Origin of the sequence: Rhizobium grahamii CCGE 502 (genome assembly GCF_000298315.2) — a bacterium.
GTDB classification, from domain to species: domain Bacteria; phylum Pseudomonadota; class Alphaproteobacteria; order Rhizobiales; family Rhizobiaceae; genus Rhizobium; species Rhizobium grahamii.
In genome coordinates this window covers 268,390-290,827 of sequence record NZ_AEYE02000029.1, presented here as the reverse complement: position 1 = coordinate 290,827, position 22,438 = coordinate 268,390, and the positions used below count along the sequence as shown (strand labels likewise).

Genomic DNA, 22,438 nt, shown 5'->3' with positions numbered 1-22,438 from the left:
CTTCAACGGAAACGCTCTTGCATGCCCACGGCCAAACGACGCAATCCCTATTATCAGGGTCCGGTCTCCGATCACTTCGACGGTACGCATTTCTTCAATCCTGACGGTATCGAGCCTCTCGGCTTTCGCGATCTGATGCGTTGGCAGTTCGGCGGCGGCCGGGATCGCTGGCCGAAGTCGGTTCCGAGCCTTTTCCAGCCAGCCAAGCCGGATTTGCATGTCGCCGGCGAGAACATCAGGGTAACGATGGTCGGCCATGCGACTATGCTAATTCAGGTCGCCGGGTTGAACATCCTGACCGATCCCGTCTGGTCCGATCGAGCCAGCCCCTTTGGCTTCGCCGGGCCTAAACGCGTCGTTGCGCCCGGCATCGCGTTCGACGATCTGCCGCCGATCGATCTCGTGCTCGTTTCGCATAACCATTACGATCACCTCGACGTTGGCACACTTCGCCGTCTGCAGGCGACACACCGGCCGCATGTCGTCACACCGCTTGGCAACGATGTGATCATTCGCCGTGCCGCCCCCAAGATGCAAGTAACGGCGATGGACTGGGGCGAGCGCATCTCGCTTCAGGGGATCGATATCTACGCGGAGCCGGCGCACCACTGGTCGGCTCGCGGTACGGGGGATCGTCGCATGGCGCTCTGGGCCGCGTTCGTGTTGGCGACGCCGGCCGGGAAAATCTATCACATCGGCGATACCGGCTTTCACGACGGCGTCAATTATAAGGCCGCCCAGCAGAAGCATGACGGCTTTCGCCTCGCCATCCTGCCGTTCGGCGCCTATGAGCCGCGCTGGTTCATGAAGGGGCAGCACCAGAATCCTGACGAAGCGGTGATGGGAATGAAGCTTGCCAATGCCGCCTATGTTGCCGGGCACCACTTCGCCACATTCCAGCTGACGGACGAGGCGGTCGATGCGCCGGTCAAGGCGCTCACTACAGCGATGATCGAGCACGGCATATCTCCGGAGCGGTTCCGGCCGCTCCGGGCAGGCGAGGTCTTCGACGTGCCGCCGGCATGATCAGTGCGTCTGGGCGCCTGAACCATGTGCATTGATGATGCTGTCGGCTTCCTTGCCGTAGAGCTCTTCGAAATGATCGAAGGTCTTGGAGAAATGGCCGATGCCCTGCGTTGCGGACTTGAGCGACCGGGCGAGATCGTCAAGCACGCCTCCCGGTACCAGCGCTCGAAAGATGTCCCAGCCCTTGGCGTTCTCGTCGCGGTCGAAGCCGAGCACCTGTCCCTTGAGCGAAGAAACGAGTGTCACCATGCCGCCTGAGTAGACCGAGGGGATATGGATTTCCACCCTGACGACGGGCTGCATGAGGACGGCTGACGCCTGCGACAGCGCCTGCTTGACCCCCATCTTTCCGGCTGTCCGAAAAGCGAAGTCGGAGCTGTCGACCGAGTGATACTGGCCGTCCGTCAAGGTGACATCGACGTCAATGACCTGGAAGCCGAGCGGCCCCTTTTCCATCGCTTCGCGGGCGCCGGCCTCGACAGCCGGGATGTAGTTTCGCGGCACGGTGCCGCCCTTGACGTTTTCCGCAAACGTAAAGCCGTGGCCGCGCTCGTTCGGCCTGACGCTGAGCTGAACATCCGCGAACTGCCCCGCGCCGCCTGTCTGCTTGCGGTGTCGGTAGTGGACGTCCGAGGGCTTGGAGATCGTCTCCCGGTAAACCGGGTTGGGTGCGCGTTCCGAAACCTCGACCCGGAAAACCTCGGAAAGCGTCTTGCGGAGATCGCGCAAATGAACCGGCCCTTGGGCACAGATCAGTGCCGCGCCGGTTCCTTCCTCCTGCATGACCTTCAAGCCGCGGTCGGTTTCCGCCAGCTTTGCAAGCGTCGCCGAGAGCTTGGTCTCGTCGCGCTCACTGCCGGGTATGAGGATCCTCTCCAGCATCGGTGTCGGTGGGGTTGTCCAGTCGGGGGGCTCGAGGCTTCCGGCTTGCGTCAGCAATGCGGGCACGGGCAGATGGTCCGATTTCAGAGCGGCAAAGATACTGCCGGCCTGCACAGGGCCACTGATCGGTTTTCCGTTGCCGGCTTCCTGCAGCGGACCCAGCGTTGCGCCGGCCAGCGGTGCGCCTTGCTTCAGGCCGTCGGCAAGTGCACGCACGAGGACGGTCTTGCCAACATTGGCCTTGTGGTAGGCGTGGAAACTCACGCCTGAAAGTGTCGCTTCGTCCGCAGCGGAAGAGGCCGCAAGCCGGGTTCGAAGCGCCGTTGCCGGCGGCGCCTCGTGGCGGAGCGCCTTCATCAGACGCATAATGCCGTTGCTATGCGAGGCGGAACCGAACAAGACGGGGATGATCCGATTTTCCTTGAGGATGCGCGAGGAGATCGCAAACAGCGTGTCGCTTGCCGGCTCCCGGTCTTCGATAAGTTCCTCGAGAAGCCAGTCATCGAATTCCGAAAGCTGCTCCAGCATCTCCGTTCGTGCCTCGTGCTCACGCTCGGCAATGTCCTTCGGCAGCTCGATCAGCGCGGAAGGCTGACCTTCCCGATAGCGCCAGGCGCGCTCGGAGATGAGGTCGCAACTACCGACGACCGTGTCGCCTTCGCGGATCGGCACCTGCCGCAGAACGAAGGGGTGGTTTGAGTAGGCCTGGAGCGCGGCGATGACGTCGCGCAATCGGCCGCGCGGCTCGTCCATGCGATTGATGAAGACCAAACAGGGCGTGCCGGATGCCTCGATGGCACGGAGATAGGGTGCCACGAGAACCGCTTCGTCAGGCGTTGGTGATATGCAGAGAATACAAGCGTCGCTGGCGAGCAGTGCATCCTGCGCCAGCGCCAGCGCCTCGTTTGCTCCGGGTGTGTCGATCGCACACCATGCTTCATCCTTGAAGTCGAATTCCGTCAGGCTTGATCCATATGGAGAGGCTGACTTTCTGGGCGTTCCCTCGAGCGAGGCCAGCTTTGCGACGAGTGTCGTTTTTCCCGTCTGCGAGGGCCCAAGTACCGTGAAGCAGCGCATCGGCGATCCTCCCTGCCAAAAGCACGCATCCGAGAGCAAGAATGCCTGGAAGCGGCGAAAAGCGCTAGATATGTGCAGTCATTCTTAAATATGAAGTCAGTACAGCTTCCCATGAATGTGTCGCTGTGTCCGGGTCCGTCAAGCCACTGGTAATTCCTCGGCATTTCCGCCATATACAGCCCAAACAGAGACGGACATGACACTATGAGCGCAACGGTCGAATTCGCGAAGATGAACGGGCTTGGCAACAACATCCTGGTCGTTGACATGCGCGGCCGCGCCGACAAGGTGACGCCCGCCGCAGCGATCGCCTTGAATGCCGTGCCGGACACGCAGTTTGACCAGATCATGGCGATCCATGATCCGAAGGCAGCGGGCACGGATGCCTGGATTGATATCCTGAACTCCGACGGCTCGAAGGCGCAGGCCTGCGGTAATGGCACGCGTTGCGTCGTGCAGGCGCTTGCTTCGGAAACCGGCAAGAAGGTTTTCACCTTCCAGACGGTTGCCGGCATTCTCAATGCCGTCGAGCATGATGATGGGACGATCTCCGTCGATATGGGCAAGCCGGTATTCGCCTGGGACAAGATCCCGCTTGCCGAAGAATTCCATGATACCAGCCGAATCGAGCTGCAGATCGGGCCGATCGACAATCCGGTGCTGCATTCGCCCTCCGTCGCATCGATGGGCAATCCGCATGCGATTTTCTGGATCGACCGCGATCCGATGTCGTTTGATCTCGGGCGTTTTGGACCGCTGCTTGAAAACCATCCGATGTTCCCTGAGCGCGCCAATATCACGCTGGCGCAGGTGACTTCTCCCAGTTCGATCACGACGCGCACCTGGGAGCGGGGAGCGGGACTGACGCTTGCCTGCGGTTCTGCCGCTTGCGCGACGGCTGTTTCCGCTGTCCGCACCGGACGGACCGGACGCGAAGTCGCGGTGAAGGTCGCAAGCAGCCCCAACCAGGGCGTACTCAACATTGAATGGCGCGAAGGCGATGGCCACGTCATCATGACCGGTCCGGCTGAATGGGAATGGTCCGGCACGCTCGATCCGTCGACGGGTGCGTGGTCGCGCGATGCGGCGCCTGGAGCGGAAGCGCGGTGAGCGGCGTCGAAGTCATCACCTTCGGCTGTCGTCTGAATACCTACGAATCCGAAGTGATGCGGGCGGAGGCCGAAAAGGCCGGGCTCAACAATGCCATCCTCGTCAATACGTGCGCCGTTACCGGAGAGGCCGTCCGTCAGGCTCGCCAGGCAATCCGTCGCGCGCGGCGCCACAATCCTCATGCCCGCATTATCGTGACCGGTTGTGCCGCCCAGACGGAAAAAGAGACTTTTGCCGAGATGGCCGAGGTCGATGCCGTCCTCGGCAATGAAGAGAAACTGAAGAGCGCTTCCTATCGCGCCCTGCCGGATTTCGGCGTTTCGGCGGAAGAGAAGCTGCGCGTCAACGACATCATGAGCGTGCGCCAAACAGCGCCGCAGATGGTCAAGCACATCGATGGTCACGTGCGGGCTTTCATCCAAGTCCAGAACGGCTGCGACCACCGCTGCACCTTCTGCATCATTCCCTATGGTCGTGGCAACTCGCGTTCCGTGCCGATGGGGGCGGTTGTCGATCAGGCGCGCAAGCTCGTCGAAAGCGGCTACCGGGAGATCGTGCTGACGGGGGTCGATGCGACCAGTTACGGCGCTGACCTGCCCGGCGAACCGACGCTCGGGCTGCTTGCGAAGACGCTTCTGAAGCAGGTGCCCGATATTCGCCGCCTGCGGCTTTCGTCGATCGACAGCATCGAGGCGGACAAGCATCTGCTGGATCTGATCGCCGAGGAAGCGCGGTTGATGCCGCATCTTCACCTGTCGCTGCAGCACGGCGACGACATGATCTTGAAGCGGATGAAGCGCCGCCATTCGAGCGCGGACGCCTTGGCCTTCGTCAACGACGTGCGCCGCCTGCGGCCGGAGATGAGCTTCGGCGCCGATATGATCGCCGGGTTCCCGACCGAGAGCGAAGAGATGTTCGCCAATGCCGAGCGGCTCGCGGAAGAGGCCGGTATCGCCCACCTCCACGTATTCCCGTACAGTCCAAGGCCGGGGACGCCCGCCGCGCGCATGCCGCAGCTCGATCGCGCGCTGGTCAAGGAGCGGGCAGCGCGGCTTCGCGCCACTGGACATCGCCTGCATCAGTCCCATCTCGACGGAATGGTCGGAACGCAGCAATGGCTGCTGGTGGAAAACAACGGTTTGGCGCATACCGAGAACTTCACGCTTGTCGCAGCGGCGGGACTGGCGCCCCGAAGCTTCGTGCAGGCTGCGATCACCGGGCACAACGGCAAACACCTCGACATGCAATTGACGGCCGCCGACGCGGCCTGAGTTTACGGAATCCTCATGGCGTTCAATTTCATCAAAAAGGTCTTCACCTTCGGCCCGAAGCCTGAGGAAGAGCAGGCGCCGGAGCCGGTCGAGACGAAAGCGCTCGAAACCGAGCTGGAGCCGCATTCGCGCGAGGAAAACCTTCCTGTCGCTGCCGACCCGGTCCTGGCCGAAGAGATGGATACGGCTGGCGGGCCGGCCGATGACATTGGCGCGGATGCCTCGATAGAGGACGTTGTCGAGCAGGCCGAAGCGCTCGTGCCCGTCGAGGAGGACGTTTCCGAGGTCTTGCCGCCGGAGGTACAGACGAGCGACATCGGCATTGTGCCGCTTTCGCTGCTCGAGGCCGAAGCCGAGGTCGAGGCACCCGCTGAAAGCACGCCGGAAGAGACCGTTCCTGTCGCTGCTTCGCTGCAGCCGGAGACCGGCGAGCAGGCTGAAGAGGACGACCGCGCGCAGACGGCATCGGCTACCCAGGTCGAAGAAACACTGGCTACCGAGCTTGAAGCGGACACTGATTCGGAACAGCAGCCGATCGTGGGCGAGACCGCCCCCGCTGAGCAGGAGATATCCGCTCCGGTGGAAGATGGCGCCGCTCCCGGCGATGCGTCTGCCACGCCAACTCTGCCGAAGGGATTTGCCACCGGCCCCGCAGTTTCCGAGCCAGCACCTCTGGTGCCTGCGCCCAAACTTTCCTGGTTCCAGCGCCTGCGTGCCGGCCTCGCGCGCACCTCGTCGCAGCTTACCGGCCAGATCGCCGCCCTCTTCACCAAGCGCAAGCTCGATGACGAGACGCTGCAGGATCTCGAGGATCTGCTCATCCAGGCCGATCTCGGCGTCGAGACGGCGATGCGCGTCACCGATACGCTCGCCTCCGAGCGCTACGGCAAGGATGTGACCGGCGAGGATGTCAGCCGCATCATGGCAAGCGAGATCGCCAAGGTGCTGAAGCCGGTCGCCAAGCCGCTACAGCTCGACCTCAGCCACAAGCCGCACGTCATCCTTGTCGTCGGCGTCAACGGAACCGGCAAGACGACGACGATCGGCAAGCTGGCGTCGAAGCTCTCGGGCGCCGGCCTCAAGGTGATGGTGGCAGCCGGCGATACGTTCCGCGCGGCTGCGATCGAGCAGCTGAAGATCTGGGCTGACCGCACCAAGTCGGAGTTCATCGGCACCAAGCTCGGCGCCGATGCTGCCGGTCTCGCATATGATGCCTTCGAGCAGGCCAAGGCAAAGAAGTGCGATGTGCTGATCATCGATACCGCCGGTCGCCTGCAGAACAAGGCGGAGCTGATGGCAGAGCTTGAGAAGATCGTTCGTGTTCTCGGCAAGCTCGATCCGGATGCGCCGCATACCGTGCTGCAGACGCTCGACGCGACGACGGGCCAGAATGCCCTGTCGCAGGTCGAGATTTTCCGCAACGTCGCCGGCGTCAACGGGCTGATCATGACGAAGCTCGACGGTACGGCGCGCGGCGGCATTCTCGTGGCGATATCCGCCAAGCACAAGCTGCCGGTTTATTTCATCGGTGTCGGCGAAGGCGTCGATGATCTCGAACCCTTCGAAGCCGAGGATTTCGCGCACGCCATTGCCGGGCTCGGCCAATAATGCCACAGATATGCCGACAAACACGGGCAAGCGTCTCGTGTGGCACAACCGGATTTGAGATAGAATGACGACAGAGAGCGATATCACCCCAAGCGCGGCCGACCGGCATCACCCGATGCTGAAGCTGGCGCTGGAGCTTGGCCCGCTGCTGATCTTCTTCTTCGCCAACCTGCGCGGCGCGTGGCTTGTCGAGCGCTTTCCCGTTCTCTTGGAGCTTGGCGGACCGCTGTTCGTGGCGACGGCTCTCTTCATGGCCGCGACGGTGATCTCGCTGATCGTGTCGAAGGTCATGCTCGGGCATCTGCCGATCATGCCATTCGTATCAGGCATCGTCGTCGTCATCTTCGGATCGCTGTCGATCTACCTGCAGAACGAGACCTTCATCAAGATGAAGCCGACCATCGTCAACGCGCTCTTCGGCGTTTCGCTGCTTGGCGGGCTGGCTTTCGGCAAGTCGTTGCTCGGCTACGTATTCAATGCGGCTTTCCAGCTCGATTCCGAGGGATGGCGCAAGCTGACGGTTCGCTGGGGCATCTTCTTCCTTTTCCTCGCCGTGCTGAACGAAGTCATCTGGCGCAATTTCTCCGATGACTTTTGGGTCGCCTTCAAGGTTTGGGGAACGATGCCGATCACCATCATCTTCACAATGGCGCAGATGCCGCTCATCATGAAGCACACGGTAACGCCAGCGGGAGAGGCCGAAAAGTGACAGTCGCAGAAACGCAGACAAGGGTTCGCCATCAGGCGTTCTGGTTTGCAACGTGTCTGCTGGTTCTGCTGGCGCAGGTGGTCACCGAGTATCTGATGGGCCGCACGCCGATCTGCACCTGCGGCTATGTCAAGCTGTGGGAAGGCGTCGTCAACTCCAGCGGCAATTCCCAGCACCTGTCGGACTGGTACACGCCGTCGCATATCATCCACGGTTTCATCTTTTATGGCGTGGCGCATCTCGTCCTTCGCGGAAAGCCGTTTGCGGCACGCCTGCTGCTGGCGCTGGTCATCGAGTCCGGCTGGGAGTTGCTGGAGAATTCACCCATCATCATCGATCGCTACCGTACGGCGACGATCTCGCTCGACTATTACGGCGACAGCATCATCAATTCAGCGATGGACACAATGTTCATGGTCGTCGGCTTCGTCTTCGCCTCGCGCGCGCCGGTGGCGCTGACGGTGGCGATTGCAATCTTCTTCGAGCTTTTGACCGGCTACTTGATCCGCGACAACCTGACGCTTAACGTCTTGATGCTGGTCTGGCCCATCGAGGCGGTCAAGACCTGGCAGAGCGCGATCTGATCAGGAAGCGGGCTTGCCAAGGGCCTTTGCCATAGCGGGCAACAGACCTTCCTTTAGGCTGATATCGTCGAACGGGCCGACGCGCTTGTAAAGGATCGTGCCGTCAGGCGCGACGAGATAGCTTTCCGGAATGCCGTAGACACCCCAATCGATGGCGGCCTGCCCCCTGGGGTCGACGCCGATAGCGGCAAAGGGATTGCCGAGTTCGCCGAGGAAGCGAAGCGCGTTGTCGTTCTTGTCCTTGTAATTGATAGCAACCACGTTGAGGCGGCTGTCCTTCGCGAGCTCCTTCAGGATCGGATGCTCTTCTCGGCAGGGGATGCACCAGGAGGCGAAGACGTTGACGAGCGTCAGCTTGCCCTTGACGGCAGTATCGGTCAGCGCCGGCAGGTTGGCGCCTTCGAGCGGCGGCAGGTTCAGAGCAGGGGCCTTCGTGCCGATGAGGGCAGAGGGGATTTCGGAGATATCCTTGCCGTGGACATCCTGATCGTAAAGCATCTTGGCCGCAGTGCCAGCAATGACGGCAAAGACCGCCAACGGGATCAAGGCGACGGCATAGCGTCCGAATCCGCGCTTGGCGGGGTTCATTTCAGGCGTGGGGCTCATACGCCATCCTTTGTGCGCGCCGAGCGGCGGCGAATACCGGAAGCCTCGAGAGCTGCAAGCTCCTTGCGGCGAGCGCGGCCATCGGCCCACGTCCACAGCGTCACGGCCACTGTCACAAGTGCGGCAAAGGCATAGGAGCCGTAAACATAGAAAGCGTGTGTCATGGCTATCCCTCGCGGCTCGCGAGCCGGGCTGCCATACGGCGTTGGGCGGCGACACGGCGACGCCAGATTTCGTTGCGCATCGCCATGATGTGCAGGGTGAAGAAAAGCGCGGTGAACGCCACGGCCATCACCAGCAGCGGCCGCAGGAATTCCGGATCGATGGCCGGGCCATCGAAGCGCAGAACGCTGGCGGACTGATGAAGCGTATTCCACCAGTCGACCGAGAACTTGATGATCGGGATGTTGACGAAGCCGACGAGGATCAGCACGGCGCTGACGCGTGCGGCCTTGGACGGCTCGTCGATTGCGCGATTGAGCGCGATAAGCCCGAGATACATCAGGAACAGAATGAAGACCGACGTCAGTCTGGCGTCCCACACCCACCATGTACCCCACATCGGCTTGCCCCAGAGCGAGCCAGTGACGAGAGCAATCAGGGTGAAGGCAGCGCCGAGCGGGGCGGCAGCCTTGGCGGAGACGTCGGCCAGCGGGTGGCGCCAGACGAGCGTGCCGATCGCCGAGAGGCTCATGATCGTGTAGCCCATCATCGAAAGCCACGCGGCCGGGACGTGGATATACATGATGCGAACCGTCTCGCCCTGCTGGTAGTCGCCTTCGGTCGTGAAGCTGAGATACAGCCCCACGATGAAACAGAGGGCCGTGAAAGCGGCCATCCAGGGAAGGATGCGCGCGGCCAGCGCCAGGAACCGCGTCGGGTTGGCGAGATCGCTGAATTTCGTGATGGCAAGGCTCGTTTCGCTCATGCCGTTTCCTTACCGCGATATGCCTTATGCCGCAATCGAGCGCTCCATCAATCCGACGTGTTGCGCAGCGCCAATGCCGCCGCGGCCGGGCCGATGACGGCGAAGAACAGCGTCAGTGCGATCAGGATGAGAAACGGCGGCAGGAAGGGCGACGGTCCCTCGACCGCCGAATAAGTGGCGCTGACGCCGAAGATCAGTACCGGAATGGTCAGCGGCAGTACCAGGATCGAGACCAGCAGACCGCCGCGCGGCAGGGCGACGGCAACGGCTGCGCCGACGGCGCCGATGAAGGTAATCGCCGGTGAACCGACCAGCAGCGTCAGCATCGTCGCGCCGATCGCCGTCTCGCTCATGTTCATGAAGAGGCCAAGCAACGGCGAGGCAATCACGAGCGGCAGGCTGGTGGCGATCCAGTGTGCCAGGCACTTGACCAGCACTGTCAGGACCAGCGGGGTTTCCTGCATCAGCATGAGGTCGAGCGAGCCATCGTCGCGTTCGGCCTGAAAGAGCCGGTCGAGGCCGAGAAGTGCCGCAAGCAGCGCGCCGATCCAGACGATGGCCGGGCCGATACGGGACAGCAATGCCAGATCGGGTCCGACACCAAAGGGAATGACCGCAACGACGGTCAGGAAGAAGAGGACGCCGACCAGCGCACCGCCGCCGGCGCGTATGGAGAGCTTGAGGTCGCGCAGCAGAAGTGCGGTCATGCCCACACTCCCGATCCGGCATGGGCAAACCCCGTCATCCGCAGTTCCTGCACGCCTTCCAGGCCAAGGGGCTGGTGGGTCGCCGCAAGCACGATGCCGCCATTGCGCCGATGCGCTTCGATGAGCTCGGCAAAGAGGCGGTCGCCGCTTGTGTCGAGCGCCGCCGTCGGTTCATCGAGGATCCAGACCGGCCGGTAGGCGATCAGCAGCTTGGCGAAGGCAAAGCGACGCTGCTGGCCAGCCGAAAGATAGCCGAAAGGAAGGTGGGTGATACCTTCGAGCCCGACCGCGGCTGCGGCCTCATCGATGGAAACGGAGGGGCCGTGCATCTGTCCCAGAAAACGGCGCCAGAACTCGAGGTTTTCAGCAACGGTCAGTTCGCTTTTCATCGCATTGCGGTGGCCGAGATAGTGGCTGATTTCGCCAACGCGTTTGTGTGTGTCGCCGTGCGAATCGGTAAAGCTCACCGTACCCCTTTCCTGACGGAGGAGACCGGCGACGACGCGCAGCAAAGTTGACTTTCCCGATCCATTTTTGCCAGTCAAAACCAGCGCTTGGCCTGCTTCCAAGCCGAATGAAAGCCCCTCAAAAATCAGGTCTTCGCCCCGGCGCGCAGCCAGATTGGCAGCCTCAAGATGCATGACTTTTCCGTGGTTTAATTTTTCAGTCATCGCAATGCAAAAAAATCCGAAATGGGTCACGCACTCTCTGGCACCTTTCATAGAAATTATCTATAAGACCCGCAACCACGCCAGCGGTCGGCGTGAATTTCATCCTTGCGCCGAACATGGGCTTCGCTCCACGTGCGGACAGCGGAAATGGCCGTACCCGCATCCTGATGTGCATTACGTGCATAGGCGTCCGCACGATTGTGTTCGCTATCAGAAACGGGGTCTCTCGTGTCTAAATCTCTTGACAGCTTCAATTGTCGTTCCACGCTCACCGTGAACGGTAAGGACTACGTCTATTACAGCCTGCCCAAGGCTGAGGCGAATGGCCTGCCGGGTGTTTCGAAGCTCCCTTACTCGATGAAGGTTCTGCTCGAGAACCTGCTGCGCTTCGAAGACGGCCAGTCGGTGACGAAGGAACACATCCTTGCTGTGGCCGAATGGCTGAACAATAAGGGCGCTGTCGAAAACGAAATCGCCTATCGTCCAGCGCGGGTGCTGATGCAGGATTTCACTGGCGTTCCCGCCGTCGTCGACCTCGCCGCGATGCGCGACGCGATGGTGTCGCTCGGTGGCGACCCAGAGAAGATCAACCCGCTGGTTCCCGTCGACCTCGTCATCGACCACTCGGTTATCGTCGACGAATTCGGTACGCCGCAGGCATTTGCCAAGAACGTGGAACTGGAATACCAGCGCAACGGCGAGCGCTACCGCTTCCTGAAGTGGGGCCAGCAGGCATTCAAGAATTTCCGCGTCGTTCCTCCGGGCACCGGCATCTGTCACCAGGTCAACCTCGAATATCTCGGCCAGACCGTTTGGACGAAGGAAGAGGACGGCGAGACGATCGCTTATCCGGATACCTGTGTCGGCACCGACTCGCACACGACGATGATCAACGGCCTTGGCGTTCTCGGCTGGGGCGTCGGCGGTATCGAAGCGGAAGCGGCCATGCTCGGTCAGCCGGTCTCGATGCTCCTGCCTGAAGTCATCGGCTTCAAACTCACCGGCAAGCTCAAGGAAGGCGTCACGGCGACCGATCTCGTGCTGATGGTCGTGCAGATGCTGCGTAAGAAGGGCGTTGTGTCGAAGTTCGTTGAATTCTTCGGCCCTGGCATGGACAACATGCCGCTCGCCGACCGCGCGACGATCGGCAACATGGGTCCGGAATACGGCGCGACCTGCGGCTTCTTCCCGGTTGACGGCGAAACCATCAACTACCTCAACATGTCCGGCCGCACGAAGGACCGCATCGCGCTTGTCGACGCTTATTCGAAGGCTCAGGGCATGTGGCGCGAAGGCGACGGCTCCGATCTCGTCTTCACCGACACGCTGGAACTCGACCTCGGCGACGTCGTGCCCGCCATGGCCGGCCCGAAGCGCCCGGAAGGCCGCATCCCGCTCGAAAACATCGCGTCGGGTTTCGCCGGCTCGATGGACGCCGACTACAAGAAGCCCGGCCAGCTCTCGAACCGCTATGCGGTTGAAGGCACCGACTTCGATCTCGGCCATGGCGACGTGGCCATCGCAGCCATCACCTCCTGCACCAACACCTCCAACCCGTCGGTTCTGATCGCCGCAGGCCTTCTCGCTCGCAATGCCGTTGCCAAGGGCCTGAAGACGAAGCCGTGGGTCAAGACGTCGCTAGCGCCCGGATCGCAAGTCGTTGGTGAATATCTGGCGAAGTCCGGCCTGCAGGCCGACCTCGACAAGCTCGGCTTCAACCTCGTCGGCTTCGGCTGCACGACCTGCATCGGCAACTCCGGCCCGCTGCCGGCGCCGATCTCGAAGACGATCAACGACAAGGGTCTGATTGTTTCGGGCGTTCTTTCGGGCAACCGCAACTTCGAAGGCCGTATTTCGCCCGACGTTCAGGCGAACTACCTGGCATCCCCGCCGCTCGTCGTTGCCTACGCGCTCGCAGGCTCGGTCCAGAAGGATCTGACCAAGGAGCCGATCGGCGAAGACCAGAACGGTAAGCCTGTTTACCTCAAGGACATCTGGCCGACCTCGCACGAAGTGCAGGACTTCATCCAGAAGTACGTCACTCGCGAACTTTACGAGACGAAGTACGCCGACGTCTTCAAGGGCGACGAAAACTGGCAGGCCGTCAACGTGCCGGCCGGGCAGACATATGCCTGGGACGACAAGTCGACCTACGTGCAGAACCCGCCCTATTTCGTGGGCATGGGCAAGACCGGCTCGGGCATTTCGGACATCAAGGGTGCTCGCGTTCTCGGTCTCTTCGGCGACAAGATCACCACCGACCACATTTCGCCGGCCGGTTCGATCAAGGCTGCGTCTCCGGCTGGTGCTTACCTACTCGAGAACAATGTCGGCGTCGCCGACTTCAACCAGTACGGCACGCGCCGTGGCAACCATGAAGTGATGATGCGCGGCACGTTTGCCAACATCCGCATCCGCAACCACATGCTCGGCCCGAACGGCAAGGAAGGTGGCTACACCATCCACTACCCCTCCAAGGAAGAGGAATCGATCTACGACGCGGCCATGCAGTACAAGACCGAGGGCGTTCCGCTCGTCATCTTCGCAGGTGTCGAATATGGCAACGGCTCGTCGCGCGACTGGGCAGCGAAGGGCACCAACCTGCTTGGCGTCAAGGCCGTGATCGCGCAGTCCTTCGAGCGTATCCACCGGTCGAACCTGGTCGGCATGGGCGTCATCCCCTTCGTCTTCGAAGAGGGCACGACCTGGCAGAGCCTCGGCCTGAAGGGCGATGAGATCGTCACCATCGAAGGTCTCGAGAACATCAAGCCGCGCGAAAAGAAGATCGCCAAGATCACCTATGGCGACGGTTCCGTGAAGGAAGTACCACTGCTGTCGCGCGTCGATACGCTCGACGAAGTGATCTACCTTAACAACGGCGGCATCCTGCAGACGGTTCTGCGCGATCTCGCTGCCTGATTGTTAACAGACTTCCATGACAATGACCGCCGGAAAGAGATTTCCGGCGGTTTTCGTTTGAGCGAGAAGTCTGAATACCTGGTCACGACGATGTGTCTCAGCTTGGCTTGTCCGAAGCATGCTCTCACCCGTTCGTGACTTTCCGTTTCGACCGAGAACCACTATCTCTACCCTCAGATATCGGAACCTGCAGTGAAACTTGGCGGCAGGTACTGAAGAAAAAGGTGCAGTGAATGTCCGCGAGGTTTTTGATTTCTGTGGTTGCAGGTGTGGCGCTTGCCGGCCCACTTTTCGCCCAGGAGACGCCGAAGGGCGTAGTCGAACTTTTCACCTCTCAGGGCTGTTCTTCTTGTCCGCCCGCGGATGCGGTTTTCCGTAAGATTGTCGAGGCTGGTGGGGTTATCGCGCTCGCCTATCACGTCGATTACTGGAATTATATGGGCTGGGCCGACACGCTGAGCTCGAAGGAAAACACGGAGCGGCAGTATGGCTACGCTCAGACGATGGGTCGCGCCAATGTCTATACGCCGCAGGTCATCATCAACGGCCGTGACCACGTGGCCGGCGCCGACCTTGGCGCGATCAACAAGAAGATCGATGGCTATGCCGCCGAAGGAATGGGTCTTTCCGTGCCGGTGAAGGCCGAGATGCGCGGCGACCAACTCGAGATCAAGATCGGAGCAGGGCAAGGCAAGGCCAATGTCGTCATGGTGTATTTCAACCGTGAGAAGACCATCGATGTCGAGAAGGGCGAGAACAGCGGCCAGAAGATTGCCTACCTGAATAGCGTTGCCGATGTGGAGACGGTCGGCATGTGGGAGGGCAAGGAAACGAGCTTGACGCTGCCGGCAAGCGTGATGCAGAAGCCGGACCTCGAGGGCTGCGCGATTCTACTTCAATCCTCCACCGCCGATGGCAATCCATCCGCGATTCTCGGAGCGACGGTCGTCATGGCCGGGAAGAACATCTAGCCGTTTCATCTGCTTCTGTGGATGGAAAACGGGGCGGCCCGGCTGATCGTATTCGGGGCTGGGGTTAAGGTCGATACGGTCAGCCGGGCCCTTTGGCGCGCTGGCGCCAAACTCAGGCATAACCTTTTATGCCTATAAAATCAGGCAAAGATCATGCACGAATCGGGTGCGACGTAGGTCCGAACGGGCCCGCGGCGCAGTCGTGAGGGAATTTCCCTTGCAAATGAGGCGCTGTTTTGACTGAATTGCGGCGCTCGGGAGATTGCACAGAGTATGATTAATGTGACCGATCGCCTGCTTGCAATTTGTAAACGCTAAGGCAAACTGTCATTTACCTGTCACGAGTGGAGGCACCGGGAGACTGATGACAGATCAGCCGGATTTGCGGCGCGGCGAAAGCCGGTCAGCCGAGAGCAGTTCCTCAGTCGTCGTGGATCTCAAGGAATACAAGCAGAGCAAGGATCCCGCTCCGGTCACGTTCCACCGGCGCGAGCTCGATGCGATTCTGTGGATCTATGGCCGCATGGTCGGCGAGGGGGAATGGCGGGACTATGCGATCGATCATCTGAAAGACCGGGCGGTCTTCTCGGTTTTCAAGCGATCGGGCGAAATGCCGCTCTTTCGCATCGAGAAGAATCCGAAGCTTGCAGCCAAGCAGGGCGCCTACTGCGTTATCAACACGCACGGCGTCATCCTGAAGCGCGGGCACGAGCTACAGCAGGTCTTGAAGGTCTTCAATAAGGCTTTGAAGCTGGTCGAGAAGTAAAGCGACTCAGGCTTTGAACAGAGTGCCGGGATAGGTCGAAGCATCCGGGTCCGAGGCCGCGCCCTCGCCAAGGGCACGTTGCATGATCATCGTGTCGAGCCAGCGTCCGTGTTTGTAGCCTGTTGCTTTCAGACGACCGGTCTCCTCAAAACCCAAGGCGCGATGCAGGGCAATTGATGCCGGATGCGCGCCACCGATCACGGCTGCCATCTGACGAAAGCCGAGATCGCTGCAGCGTTGGATCAGTTCGGTAAGCAGCAGTCTTCCGATTCCCCGACCGCGTGCCTCAGGCCCAAGATAGATGGAATCCTCCACCATCCAACGATAGGCCGGTCGTGTACGGAAAGCCGAGGCATAGGCATAACCAAGCAGGTTGCCACCCTCGTCGATCGCGGCGATGTACGGATAGCCCTGGCCCGTGATTGCGGAAAATCGCGCCGCCATCTCGTCCTGTTCGGGCGGGACGAGCTCATAGCTTGCGACACCATTCAGAACGGATTCTCGATAGATCGTCGTAATAGCCGGGAGGTCGGATGGGAAAGCGTCGCGCAGTGAGATGGGCATTCGGTCAGCCGGCGGATTTGACTAAGGACGTTTCCAGAAATCATTCTCAGGATGATCTAGCAACAAAAAAGGCGGCCGAAGCCGCCTTTTCGATAGTGTCCCTGTTCCTTATTTGCGGTTGCCCATGAACTGCAGGAGGAACATGAAGAGGTTGATGAAGTCGAGATACAGGGTCAGTGCGCCCATGATCGCCTTGCGGCCGGCAACGTCTGCGCCGTCTGCTTCGTAGTACATTTCCTTGATACGCTGCGTGTCGTAGGCGGTGAGGCCCGCAAAAATCAGCACGCCGATCACGGAGATCGCGAACTGCATGGCAGACGACGCCAGGAAGAGATTCACGAGCGACGCGATGATCAGGCCGAAGAGACCCATCATCAGGAACGAGCCCATTGCAGAGAGATCACGCTTGGTCGTGTAACCATAGAGCGAGAGTGCACCGAAGGAAGCGGCCGTTACGAAGAACGTCTGCGTGATGCTCGACTGTGTGTAGACCAGGAAGATCGACGAAAGCGACAGGCCCACCAGCGCGGCGTAGACCCAGAAGGTCGTCTGCGCAGCGGCAACACTCATCCGGTTAATCCTGAAGCTCAGGAAGAACACGGCAGCCAGCGGTGCGAGAATGACCACCCAGCGCAGCGGCGATTGGAAAAGCAATACGCCAAACTGCGTCAGTTGGCCGTTCTGGACGGCGAAATTGAAGCCCAGATAGGCCGCTACACCCGTGATCGCCAGACCCAGCGCCATCAGGTTGTAGACCTTGAGCATATAGCTGCGTAGGCCCTGGTCGATCATCTCGCCAGTCTGTACGCGGCCTTGGTAATTACGAAGGTCAGCCATAGTTTCCTCTTACAAGCTCCGGTGTGGACACGGTGTCGGGCGCAAAAACCCGGGCGCCGCTGCGGAGCCCAGCATGCCTGCACACAATATGAGCCTTTCGGCTTTCGCAAACAAGGCCCTTGCAACCCGAGATCGGGTTAAATCGCCGTAAGGTGAAGGGAATTTCTCCGTTCGGTCAATCAGAGTTCGCGCAAAACGGGTGCTGCCTTCTGCCCTAAGATACGCCACGTGCCGACGAGCCCTATGCCCACGGTGAGCACCAGGGCAGTGACGAGCGTCAGCCCGGCGACGTCAGGCAGGAAATGGGATGGGATACGCATGATCCGGGCAGTGATGAACCATGCCGCGACGCCGCCGGCAAAGAGAGCGAATACCGCAGTCGCGGCGCCAAGGATGAGGTACTCGTAGCAGAATGCGCGGATCAGCATTCGCCGCGTCGCGCCAAGTGTCTTGAGGACGACCGCGTCATGGGTACGAGCGCGGTTGCCGGCGGCAAGTGCGCCCGCGAGCACGAGGACCGATGCGATGAGGGCAACGGAGGCGGCGGCGCGGATCGCTGTGGCCAGTTGCCCCACCAACGCATTGACGATGTCGATTGCGTCCTTGACCCGGACGCTGGTGATCGTCGGATAGGTGTTCGTTACCGACTTCAGGATTGCGGCCTCCGCGGCGGAGGTTGCCGTCGGGTCGGTGAGTGTCGCCAGCCAAGCATGCGGGGCGCCGCGGAACGTATTCGGCGAGAAGATCATAACGAAGTTGATGGAAAGCGATTCCCATTCGACCTTGCGGAGATTGGCGATCTTGGCGGTGATGTTGCGGCCAAGCACGTTGACGGTGACGGTGTCGCCGATCTTCAAGCCGAGTTCCTTGGCTTCCTCGGCGGAAAAGGATACTAGCTGCTCGCCGCTGTATTCCTTCGGCCACCACGAACCCGCGGTCAATGATGCATTTTCCGGCAGCGCTTCCGAATATGTGATGCCGCGGTCGCCGCGCAGTACCCACTGGCCGCCAGGTGGGACCTTTCGCTTCGTCACATCCTCACCGTTGAAGGCAAGGATGCGTCCGCGCAGCATCGGCACTTCGACCAATTTGCCGTCCGGGGAGCCGGCTTTGACAACGCTCCGGAATTTCTCGAGTTCGGATCCCTGAATGTCGACGAAGAAGAAGTTCGGCGCGCCGGCGGCCATGCGTCCGGTCAACTGCTGCCGCATGTTGCCGTCGATCAGGGTGAGGGTGACGAGCAGCGCGAGCCCAAGACCGAGCGACAGCACGACGGAGGGCGTCAGCGCGCCGGGGCGATGGATGTTGCCGATCGCGAGGCGCAGGGCCGGCGAGTTGACACGCGGACTGCGGCGCGCGAGCCACGCAATACCGGCCGCGACCAGCCGCAGGATAACGAAAGCGAAGGCGATTGCCCCGACAAAGATGATGGCAATAAAGCGATCGTAGGCGGTGGCGATGGCGAGACCGGCAAGCGCAAAGAGAAAGGCTGCGGCAAGGAGGATGTAAGGCCAGGAGGGAAGGCCGCGCGCTTCAAAACCCTGCTCGCGGAACAACGCTGTTGCCGGAACCTCGCGGGAATGTCCGAGCGGCATGATGGCAAAGGCCAGCGTTGTCAAAATGCCGAACAGAACCGCGAGGGCCAAGGCTCCGGGGTAGAATGTGAGGTCGGTGGAAACGGGTAGGAATTGCGCCAGAAATTGCGATGCGACGATCGGCGCCAGCGCACCGATGACCAAGCCGACGACAATGCCGCCGAGAGCAATGATTGCAATCTGAAAAAGGTAAATCAGAACCACCGTCGCCGCCGGTGCGCCGAGGCATTTGAACGTTGCGATCGTCGTGCGCTTGGAATCCAGGAAGGCGCGGACGGCATTCGCGACGCCGACACCGCCGACAATCAGCGCCGTCAGTCCGACCAAGGTCAGGAACTGCGAGAAACGCTCGATGTTTTCAGTCAGTGAAGGGGCCGCGCGATCGCTCGTACGAATCGACCAGCCGGCAGACGGAAATTCCTTCGTCGCCCGATCGCGGATCGTGGATCTCTCGTTGGGATCGTCCATGCGGATCTTGTAAACGTGTTCCACCAAGCTACCCGTCTGGATGAGGCCCGATGCCTTGAGAGCGTCCCTGCTCACGAGAAGGCGCGGCGCGAAACCGAAGCCTTCCGAAACTGCGTCCGGTTCGGTCTTGATCGTCCCGGTAATGTTCAGAATGGCACTGCCGAGCAGGATTTCATCGCCAATGGAAAGACCGAGACGCTCCAGGAGGAGCGGCGCCGCCACCGCGCCAAACGTCCCGCTCTGTCCGGATAGAAGCGTGTGTAATGGGTAATTCGGGGCGGCTTCGAAGGCGCCGTAGAGTGGATAGGCGCCGTCGACCGCCTTGACTTCTACCAAGGCCTGATCCGAGCCGTCGGGCTTGCGCGCCATCGAACGCAGGCCAGTCGAGACTGACACGTTTCCGAAGCCGCGCAGGAAGCCCATTTCTGCTTCCGTCGCCTCGCGGTTATTGAGCTCGAAGCGCACGTCGCCGGCGAGGATCTCCTGGCCCTGCGTTGCGATCGTGTCGGCAATCGACTGCGAAACGGAGTTGACCGCCGCAATGGCGCCGGTGCCGAGAGCAATACAGGCGAGAAAGATGTAGAAGCCACCAAGCCCACCGCGCAGCTCCCGAAGCGCGAGGCGAAAGGCGAGCGAGACACGCGCGGTCACCAATGTCATGCAATCGCCGCCTCAGGCTGCACTGGCGCGCTGTCGCCCTCGATCTGGCCGGACCGAACCCGAATCTGCCTGGAGCAGCGTTTGGCGAGTGCCGCGTCGTGAGTGACGAGCAGCAGCGTCATGCCACGCTCAGCCTGCTTCGAAAACAGCAGATCGGCAATCTGGCGGCCGGTGTCGGTGTCGAGGTTGCCGGTTGGTTCGTCGGCGATCAGCAGTGCAGGCGAGGGTGCGAGCGCGCGTGCAATGGCCACACGTTGCTGCTCGCCCCCGGAAAGCTGGCCGGGATAGTGGTTCAATCGATCGCCGAGCCCCACGGATTTAAGCTCACGCCGGGCGATATCGAAGGGATTGGGAAGGTTGGCGAGTTCGAGCGGTACGGCGACGTTTTCCAGCGCCGTCATGTTGGCAATCAGATGAAAGGACTGGAAGACGATACCGATGTTGCGCCCACGGAAGTCGGCCACCTGGTCTTCACTTAGCGCATGTAATGGCGTGCCGCTGACGTTGATCTCGCCACTATCAAGCTTCTCAAGTCCCGCAAGCACCATCAGCAATGTCGATTTGCCGGACCCCGACGGCCCCACGATACCGACCGACTCGCCGGCGGCAATCGTCAAGTCGATGCCTTTCAGGACATGGACGGAGGCGGCGGCACTGCCAAGCGTCAAATCGGCGCGCTTCAACTCGATGATGGTTTTTGCCAACAGTATTCGCCCTATATAGATGCCGATCGTGCTGCCAATCTAGGGAAAGCAGAATGAGATTTAAAGTTGCCGGCCTTCACATCGCCGTCATTGTTGCTTCGCTGATCTTCGCGGTCGCCGCCAGTGCAAGGACAATCAGCCTGGTTGGCTTTGGCGACAGCCTGATGGCGGGCTATCAACTCCCGCCCGGCGACGGCTTTCCAGAGAAGTTGCAGGCAGCCCTGAAGGCCAAGGGAGTGGATATCTCGATCGCCAATGCAGGCGTGTCCGGGGACACGACGACCGGCGGTCTTGCACGCATCGACTGGTCTATCCCTGGCGGCACCGATGGCGTTATTCTCGAGCTCGGTGCCAATGATGCGCTGCGCGGCATCCCTCCACAAGAGAGTGAAAAGAATCTTGATCAGATGATTGCCCGGCTAAAGGAACGAGGTATTGCGGTCCTTCTTGTCGGCATGCTGGCGCCGCCGAACATGGGCGGAGACTATGCGGCACAGTTCAACTCCATCTACCAGAAACTTGCGCAAAAACATGGCGTTGCGCTTTATCCTTTCTTTCTCGATGGGGTTGCTCTCGATGCCAGTCTGAAGCTTGATGACGGCATGCATCCGAACAGCAAAGGCATCAATGTGATGGTCGAAAAGATGGAGCCGGCTATCACGCAATTCTTGGGAACGATTTCTACTGTGAAGAATTAGGGACTTGCGCAGGTGTTCAATGCGTGATTCCGTGTGAGCACCTGCAAAAGATTCGGGGAGTGCTCGTTATGCCGAGACTGTTTACCGCCCTCGAAATTCCGCGCAATGCCGCAATGAGCCTCTCATTGCTGCGCGGTGGTCTCCCTGGTGCAAGATGGATCGATGTGGAAAACTACCACATCACTTTGCGGTTTATCGGCGATGTCGACGGCCGTACGGCAGACGAAATTGTCGATCGGCTCGACCGCATTGACCGGCCCGAATTCCAGATACGTCTTGATGGTATCGGCGCCTTCGGATCCAAGAAGCCGCATTCGGTTTGGGCCGGTGTTTCGCCTTCGCCTGAGATGCATGCTCTGCAGGCGGAAATCGAGCGGATCTGCCAGCGCATCGGATTGCCGCCGGATCCCCGTAAGTTCACGCCGCACGTCACGCTCGCGCGGCTGAAATCATCTCGCGTCGATGACGTGGTGCACTATCTGGCGGGTCGCGGCAATTTCCAGACTTCGGCCTTCACTGTTCCGCGTTTCGTGCTGCTGTCGTCACGGGAATCGGTTGGTGGCGGTCCCTATCTGACTGAAGAGATTTTCCCCCTCCATGAGGCATTGTCTGTTCCCAGCCCCTCCAGCAGCTTTCTGCAGCCGGTGAAGAGCCTGGCGTAGACAAGTTCGAAGTCCTCCCGGTCGCCGTAGTAGGGGTCGGGAATGTCCTCGCCGGTTTCAAGCGCAATGTCACCGAACAAGTGGACATTCATGGCTTCTGGATGCCTGCGACGAAGTTCGGATAGGTTTTCCTGATCCATCACGAGGATCAGGTCGAAATGGCCGAAATCCTCCATCGTGATCTGGCGAGCGCGTTGCCGAGAAATGTCTATCCCGTGTCCTTTCGCTGTTATGATCGAGCGCCGATCGGGATGATCACCTTGATGCCAGCTGCCCGTGCCGGCAGAATCGATCTCGAAACGACCAGCAGAGCCCGCCTCGTCGACAAGATACGAGAAGATGCCCTCGGCGAGAGGTGAACGGCAGATATTGCCCATGCAAACAAACAGGATGCTAATGCGTTTCATCTGTGGTC

The 22,438-nt window shown here is 60.6% G+C and carries 22 protein-coding genes; 11 read left to right on the top strand and 11 right to left on the bottom strand.

Annotation, left to right across the window (positions count from 1 at the left end):
• The first annotated feature begins 21 nt into the window (after window positions 1-21).
• Window positions 22-1,026 (top strand): MBL fold metallo-hydrolase, encoded by a 1,005-nt coding sequence (locus RGCCGE502_RS23270; RefSeq protein ID WP_016556654.1) that lies wholly within the window; start codon window positions 22-24, stop codon window positions 1,024-1,026.
• Here the strand turns inward: RGCCGE502_RS23270 and RGCCGE502_RS23265 are convergent, their stop codons facing one another.
• Window positions 1,027-2,985, bottom strand: a complete 1,959-nt coding sequence (locus RGCCGE502_RS23265; protein WP_016556653.1) for an elongation factor G — start codon at window positions 2,983-2,985, stop codon at window positions 1,027-1,029.
• A 204-nt stretch (window positions 2,986-3,189) separates the two neighbouring features.
• Here RGCCGE502_RS23265 and dapF point away from each other — a divergent pair, with 204 nt between their 5' ends.
• From dapF to RGCCGE502_RS23240, 5 genes are all read left to right on the top strand, one after another.
• Window positions 3,190-4,095, top strand: coding sequence for a diaminopimelate epimerase (dapF, locus tag RGCCGE502_RS23260; protein ID WP_016556652.1), 906 nt, complete (start codon window positions 3,190-3,192; stop codon window positions 4,093-4,095).
• Window positions 4,092-5,366 (top strand): tRNA (N(6)-L-threonylcarbamoyladenosine(37)-C(2))-methylthiotransferase MtaB, encoded by a 1,275-nt coding sequence (gene mtaB, locus RGCCGE502_RS23255; protein WP_016556651.1) that lies wholly within the window; start codon window positions 4,092-4,094, stop codon window positions 5,364-5,366. Before dapF ends, mtaB begins: the two co-directional genes overlap by 4 nt.
• 15 nt (window positions 5,367-5,381) lie before the next feature.
• Window positions 5,382-6,974: a signal recognition particle-docking protein FtsY gene (gene ftsY, locus RGCCGE502_RS23250; protein WP_016556650.1), complete on the top strand. Its 1,593-nt coding sequence runs from the start codon at window positions 5,382-5,384 to the stop codon at window positions 6,972-6,974.
• Between the two features lie 64 nt (window positions 6,975-7,038).
• On the top strand, window positions 7,039-7,683 hold the full coding sequence (locus RGCCGE502_RS23245) for a septation protein A (protein ID WP_016556649.1): 645 nt from the start codon (window positions 7,039-7,041) through the stop codon (window positions 7,681-7,683).
• Window positions 7,680-8,267 carry a DUF2585 domain-containing protein gene (locus RGCCGE502_RS23240; protein WP_016556648.1) on the top strand — a complete coding sequence of 196 codons (588 nt, stop codon included), beginning with the start codon at window positions 7,680-7,682 and terminating at the stop codon, window positions 8,265-8,267. Before RGCCGE502_RS23245 ends, RGCCGE502_RS23240 begins: the two co-directional genes overlap by 4 nt.
• On the opposite strand, the gene RGCCGE502_RS23235 is transcribed toward RGCCGE502_RS23240, so the two are convergent.
• The 5 genes from RGCCGE502_RS23235 to ccmA are packed head-to-tail and all read right to left on the bottom strand — an operon-like array spanning window position 8,268 to window position 11,149.
• Complete coding sequence (locus tag RGCCGE502_RS23235) at window positions 8,268-8,873, bottom strand: DsbE family thiol:disulfide interchange protein (RefSeq protein WP_019280525.1); 606 nt, start codon at window positions 8,871-8,873, stop codon at window positions 8,268-8,270.
• The gene (gene ccmD, locus RGCCGE502_RS23230; protein WP_016556646.1) at window positions 8,870-9,037 is read right to left on the bottom strand and encodes a heme exporter protein CcmD; all 168 of its coding nucleotides are present in this window, start codon (window positions 9,035-9,037) and stop codon (window positions 8,870-8,872) included. Before ccmD ends, RGCCGE502_RS23235 begins: the two co-directional genes overlap by 4 nt.
• A 2-nt stretch (window positions 9,038-9,039) precedes the next feature.
• Complete coding sequence (locus RGCCGE502_RS23225) at window positions 9,040-9,801, bottom strand: heme ABC transporter permease (RefSeq protein ID WP_016556645.1); 762 nt, start codon at window positions 9,799-9,801, stop codon at window positions 9,040-9,042.
• Window positions 9,802-9,848: 47 nt separating this feature from the next.
• Window positions 9,849-10,508 (bottom strand): heme exporter protein CcmB, encoded by a 660-nt coding sequence (gene ccmB, locus RGCCGE502_RS23220; RefSeq protein ID WP_016556644.1) that lies wholly within the window; start codon window positions 10,506-10,508, stop codon window positions 9,849-9,851.
• On the bottom strand, window positions 10,505-11,149 hold the full coding sequence (gene ccmA / locus RGCCGE502_RS23215) for a heme ABC exporter ATP-binding protein CcmA (protein WP_016556643.1): 645 nt from the start codon (window positions 11,147-11,149) through the stop codon (window positions 10,505-10,507). Before ccmA ends, ccmB begins: the two co-directional genes overlap by 4 nt.
• 258 nt (window positions 11,150-11,407) lie before the next feature.
• Here ccmA and acnA point away from each other — a divergent pair, with 258 nt between their 5' ends.
• The 3 genes from acnA (at window position 11,408) to RGCCGE502_RS23200 (ending at window position 15,835) form a co-directional block, all read left to right on the top strand.
• The gene (acnA, locus tag RGCCGE502_RS23210; RefSeq protein ID WP_016556642.1) at window positions 11,408-14,098 is read left to right on the top strand and encodes an aconitate hydratase AcnA; all 2,691 of its coding nucleotides are present in this window, start codon (window positions 11,408-11,410) and stop codon (window positions 14,096-14,098) included.
• A gap of 233 nt (window positions 14,099-14,331) precedes the next feature.
• On the top strand, window positions 14,332-15,069 hold the full coding sequence (locus RGCCGE502_RS23205) for a DUF1223 domain-containing protein (protein WP_016556641.1): 738 nt from the start codon (window positions 14,332-14,334) through the stop codon (window positions 15,067-15,069).
• A 364-nt stretch (window positions 15,070-15,433) separates the two neighbouring features.
• A complete protein-coding gene (locus RGCCGE502_RS23200) occupies window positions 15,434-15,835 on the top strand; it encodes a DUF2794 domain-containing protein (protein ID WP_016556640.1) in 402 nt (133 codons plus the stop codon).
• A gap of 6 nt (window positions 15,836-15,841) precedes the next feature.
• Here the strand turns inward: RGCCGE502_RS23200 and RGCCGE502_RS23195 are convergent, their stop codons facing one another.
• The 4 genes from RGCCGE502_RS23195 to RGCCGE502_RS23180 all read right to left on the bottom strand — a co-directional run bounded on the left by RGCCGE502_RS23195 (window position 15,842) and on the right by RGCCGE502_RS23180 (window position 20,663).
• Window positions 15,842-16,399, bottom strand: a complete 558-nt coding sequence (locus RGCCGE502_RS23195; RefSeq protein ID WP_016556639.1) for a GNAT family N-acetyltransferase — start codon at window positions 16,397-16,399, stop codon at window positions 15,842-15,844.
• A 108-nt stretch (window positions 16,400-16,507) separates the two neighbouring features.
• Window positions 16,508-17,236: a Bax inhibitor-1/YccA family protein gene (locus RGCCGE502_RS23190; RefSeq protein WP_016556638.1), complete on the bottom strand. Its 729-nt coding sequence runs from the start codon at window positions 17,234-17,236 to the stop codon at window positions 16,508-16,510.
• A gap of 179 nt (window positions 17,237-17,415) precedes the next feature.
• Window positions 17,416-19,959, bottom strand: a complete 2,544-nt coding sequence (locus tag RGCCGE502_RS23185) for an ABC transporter permease (protein WP_016556637.1) — start codon at window positions 19,957-19,959, stop codon at window positions 17,416-17,418.
• The gene (locus RGCCGE502_RS23180; RefSeq protein ID WP_016556636.1) at window positions 19,956-20,663 is read right to left on the bottom strand and encodes an ABC transporter ATP-binding protein; all 708 of its coding nucleotides are present in this window, start codon (window positions 20,661-20,663) and stop codon (window positions 19,956-19,958) included. Before RGCCGE502_RS23180 ends, RGCCGE502_RS23185 begins: the two co-directional genes overlap by 4 nt.
• A gap of 53 nt (window positions 20,664-20,716) precedes the next feature.
• On the opposite strand from RGCCGE502_RS23180, the gene RGCCGE502_RS23175 reads away from it, so the two are divergent.
• Window positions 20,717-21,361, top strand: coding sequence for an arylesterase (locus RGCCGE502_RS23175; RefSeq protein WP_016556635.1), 645 nt, complete (start codon window positions 20,717-20,719; stop codon window positions 21,359-21,361).
• Window positions 21,362-21,429: 68 nt separating this feature from the next.
• Entirely contained in the window at window positions 21,430-22,023 is a 594-nt protein-coding gene (thpR, locus tag RGCCGE502_RS23170; RefSeq protein ID WP_016556634.1) for an RNA 2',3'-cyclic phosphodiesterase, read from the top strand.
• On the opposite strand, the gene RGCCGE502_RS35720 is transcribed toward thpR, so the two are convergent.
• The gene (locus RGCCGE502_RS35720; protein ID WP_081647301.1) at window positions 21,930-22,430 is read right to left on the bottom strand and encodes a low molecular weight protein-tyrosine-phosphatase; all 501 of its coding nucleotides are present in this window, start codon (window positions 22,428-22,430) and stop codon (window positions 21,930-21,932) included. The genes thpR and RGCCGE502_RS35720 overlap by 94 nt on opposite strands.
• Window positions 22,431-22,438 lie beyond the last annotated feature (8 nt).

What these genes read in the sequence shown, in the direction of transcription:
- RGCCGE502_RS23270 (WP_016556654.1), top strand. Translation starts at nt 22, where the DNA reads ATGCCCACGGCCAAACGACGCAATCCCTATTATCAGGGTCCGGTCTCC.
- RGCCGE502_RS23265 (WP_016556653.1), bottom strand. Translation starts at nt 2,985, where the DNA reads ATGCGCTGCTTCACGGTACTTGGGCCCTCGCAGACGGGAAAAACGACA.
- dapF (WP_016556652.1), top strand. Translation starts at nt 3,190, where the DNA reads ATGAGCGCAACGGTCGAATTCGCGAAGATGAACGGGCTTGGCAACAAC.
- ftsY (WP_016556650.1), top strand. Translation starts at nt 5,382, where the DNA reads ATGGCGTTCAATTTCATCAAAAAGGTCTTCACCTTCGGCCCGAAGCCT.
- RGCCGE502_RS23245 (WP_016556649.1), top strand. Translation starts at nt 7,039, where the DNA reads ATGACGACAGAGAGCGATATCACCCCAAGCGCGGCCGACCGGCATCAC.
- RGCCGE502_RS23235 (WP_019280525.1), bottom strand. Translation starts at nt 8,873, where the DNA reads ATGAGCCCCACGCCTGAAATGAACCCCGCCAAGCGCGGATTCGGACGC.
- ccmD (WP_016556646.1), bottom strand. Translation starts at nt 9,037, where the DNA reads ATGACACACGCTTTCTATGTTTACGGCTCCTATGCCTTTGCCGCACTT.
- RGCCGE502_RS23225 (WP_016556645.1), bottom strand. Translation starts at nt 9,801, where the DNA reads ATGAGCGAAACGAGCCTTGCCATCACGAAATTCAGCGATCTCGCCAAC.
- ccmB (WP_016556644.1), bottom strand. Translation starts at nt 10,508, where the DNA reads ATGACCGCACTTCTGCTGCGCGACCTCAAGCTCTCCATACGCGCCGGC.
- ccmA (WP_016556643.1), bottom strand. Translation starts at nt 11,149, where the DNA reads ATGCATCTTGAGGCTGCCAATCTGGCTGCGCGCCGGGGCGAAGACCTG.
- RGCCGE502_RS23205 (WP_016556641.1), top strand. Translation starts at nt 14,332, where the DNA reads ATGTCCGCGAGGTTTTTGATTTCTGTGGTTGCAGGTGTGGCGCTTGCC.
- RGCCGE502_RS23200 (WP_016556640.1), top strand. Translation starts at nt 15,434, where the DNA reads ATGACAGATCAGCCGGATTTGCGGCGCGGCGAAAGCCGGTCAGCCGAG.
- RGCCGE502_RS23195 (WP_016556639.1), bottom strand. Translation starts at nt 16,399, where the DNA reads ATGCCCATCTCACTGCGCGACGCTTTCCCATCCGACCTCCCGGCTATT.
- RGCCGE502_RS23190 (WP_016556638.1), bottom strand. Translation starts at nt 17,236, where the DNA reads ATGGCTGACCTTCGTAATTACCAAGGCCGCGTACAGACTGGCGAGATG.
- RGCCGE502_RS23185 (WP_016556637.1), bottom strand. Translation starts at nt 19,959, where the DNA reads ATGACATTGGTGACCGCGCGTGTCTCGCTCGCCTTTCGCCTCGCGCTT.
- RGCCGE502_RS23175 (WP_016556635.1), top strand. Translation starts at nt 20,717, where the DNA reads ATGAGATTTAAAGTTGCCGGCCTTCACATCGCCGTCATTGTTGCTTCG.
- thpR (WP_016556634.1), top strand. Translation starts at nt 21,430, where the DNA reads ATGCCGAGACTGTTTACCGCCCTCGAAATTCCGCGCAATGCCGCAATG.
- RGCCGE502_RS35720 (WP_081647301.1), bottom strand. Translation starts at nt 22,430, where the DNA reads ATGAAACGCATTAGCATCCTGTTTGTTTGCATGGGCAATATCTGCCGT.